At 68.0% G+C, this 2247-nt stretch carries 3 protein-coding genes; all 3 read left to right on the plus strand.

The window, feature by feature from the left end:
• The first annotated feature begins 44 nt into the window (after positions 1-44).
• The gene (locus AC1D15_RS28120; protein WP_465112565.1) at positions 45-827 is read left to right on the plus strand and encodes an ABC transporter permease; all 783 of its coding nucleotides are present in this window, start codon (positions 45-47) and stop codon (positions 825-827) included.
• Between the two features lie 23 nt (positions 828-850).
• Positions 851-1846, plus strand: a complete 996-nt coding sequence (locus tag AC1D15_RS28125; RefSeq protein ID WP_047512048.1) for an ABC transporter substrate-binding protein — start codon at positions 851-853, stop codon at positions 1844-1846.
• Positions 1843-2247, plus strand: a 405-nt coding sequence (locus tag AC1D15_RS28130; protein WP_477828601.1) for an ATP-binding cassette domain-containing protein, incomplete at its 3' end; no start/stop codon positions are given. The genes AC1D15_RS28125 and AC1D15_RS28130, both read left to right, overlap by 4 nt.

Genomic DNA, 2247 nt, shown 5'->3' on the forward strand with positions numbered 1-2247 from the left:
CGCCAGACCCTGCAATTCACCAAACGGTTAAGAAGGACCGCACGATGAAACGCTGGCTCCTGTCTCCCGCGCTGCGCCCGGCCTGGCTGCTGGTGGTGCTGCTGGTGCTGTGGGACCTGGCGGTGCGGCTGTTCCGCATCCCGCCCTACCTGATCCCCACGCCGTGGTCGGTGGCGCACCAGCTGGTGGCCGAGGGGCCGATGCTGCTGCGCGAGACGCTGCCCACGCTGTACGCCACGCTGGGCGGCTTCGCGCTGTCGGCGCTGTTCGGCGTGCCGATCGCGATGTGGATCGCGTCGTCGCGCCTGGTCGAGAGCTTCGTCTACCCGCTGCTGGTGTTCTCGCAGTCGATCCCGAAGGTGGCGATCGCGCCGCTGTTCGTCGTGTGGTTCGGCTTCGGCATCGTGCCCAAGGTGATCGCGGCCTTCCTGCTCGGCTTCTTCCCGGTGGTGGTCGCCACGGTGCAGGGCTTCAAGTCGGTCGAGGCCGACGTGATCGACCTGGCCCGTTCGATGGGCGCGAGCCCGTGGAAGGTGTTCATCAAGTTCCGGCTGCCCACCGCGCTGCCGTCGATCTTCAGCGGGCTGAAGGTCTCGGTGACGCTGGCGGTGGTGGGCGCGGTGGTCGGCGAGTTCGTCGGCTCCAACTCCGGCATCGGCTATGTGCTGCAGAAGGCCACCGGCAGCTTCGACCTGCCGCTGATGTTCGCCGCGCTGGTGCTGCTGTCGATGGTGGGCGTGCTGCTGTTCCTCGCCGTCGAACTCGTCGAACGCTGGCTGATGCCCTGGCACACCTCGCAGCGCGCCGGACAGCTCGGCACGCCCTGAACAACAACCGAAGGAGACATCCCATGAAGAGACGCGTCCTGGTGCAAGCCGCTGCGGCGGCCGCGTTGTCGGTCGGCCTCGCCGCGCCTGCCTTCGCGCAGGCCCGCGACAAGGTGGTGCTGCTGCTCAACTGGTACGTCTACAGCGAGCACGCGCCCTTCTTCATCGGCAAGGAGAAAGGCTTCTACGAGGCCGAGGGCATCGACCTGGAGATCCAGGAGGGCCGCGGCTCGGCGGTGTCGATCCAGGCGGTGGCGGCGGGCTCGGCCACCTTCGGCTATGTCGACGTGCCGACGATGATGAAGGCCGCTGCCAAGGGCGCGCCGGTGAAGGCGGTCGGCGTCGCGCTGCAGGTCAGCCCGATGTCGGTGATGGGCTTCTCCGAGAAGGGCGTGAAGACCGCGAAGGACATCGCCGGCAAGACCGTCGCGATGACGCCCGGCGACTCGATGAGCCAGATCTGGCCGCTGTTCCTGAAGAAGACCGGGCTGCAGGAGAACCAGTTCAAGACCGTCTCCGGCGACGCGCAGACCAAGCTGAACGCGGTGATCAACGGCCAGGCCGACCTGCTGCTCGGCTACGTGATGGACCAGAACATCAAGCTGCAGGATGCGACGAAGAAGCCCGTGCAGGTGGTGCGCTTCGCCGACTACGGCGTGAACCTGATCAGCTCGGGCATCGTCGCGCACAAGGACACGCTGTCCGGCAAAGCCGACCTGGTCAAGCGCTTCCTGCGCGCCACCACGCGCGCGCTCGAAGAGGCCGAGAAGAACCCCGAGGCCGCGGTCGACGCGACGCTGAAGGCGAACCCGAAATCCGGCCAGCGCGACACCATGCTGGTGGGCCTGAAGCTGACGACCGCGCTGTACCACACCGACGAGACCAAGGCGCTGCGGCCGTTCCGCGTCTCGATGAAGAACGTGGGCGAATCGCTGGACCTGCTGGTGCAGTACGGCGGCATGGACCCGGCCACGCGCGGCAAGCCCGAGGACTACGTCACTCTCGACTACCTGCCGTGAGCGCCGTGCTCAAGACCGTGCCAGAGGCCGAGCTGGCCCCGGTGCTGATCGAGGCCCGCGGCCTGCGCAAGACCTACCGCACGCAGGACGGCGACGTCGAGACGCTGCGCCCGCTCGATCTCTCGATCCGCGCCGGCGAGTTCGTCTCGGTGGTCGGCCCGTCGGGTTGCGGCAAGAGCACGCTGATGAAGCTGGTGGCCGGGCTGTTGCCGGCCAGCGGCGGCGAGTTGACGCTCTCCGGCCGTGCGGTGAACGGCCCGCAGACCGACGTGGGCATCGTGTTCCAGAACGCGCTGCTGCTGCCGTGGCGGCGCGTCATCGACAACATCCTGCTGCAGGCCGAGATCCGCGGGCTGCCGATGGCGGCAGCCCGCGAGCGTGCGCAGCAGCTGATCGAGCTG

It is taken from the genome of Rhizobacter sp. P2_H2 (assembly GCF_056403375.1).

Coding starts and splice junctions, on each gene's coding strand:
- AC1D15_RS28125 (WP_047512048.1), top strand. CDS start 851: ATGAAGAGACGCGTCCTGGTGCAAGCCGCTGCGGCGGCCGCGTTGTCG.
- AC1D15_RS28120 (WP_465112565.1), top strand. CDS start 45: ATGAAACGCTGGCTCCTGTCTCCCGCGCTGCGCCCGGCCTGGCTGCTG.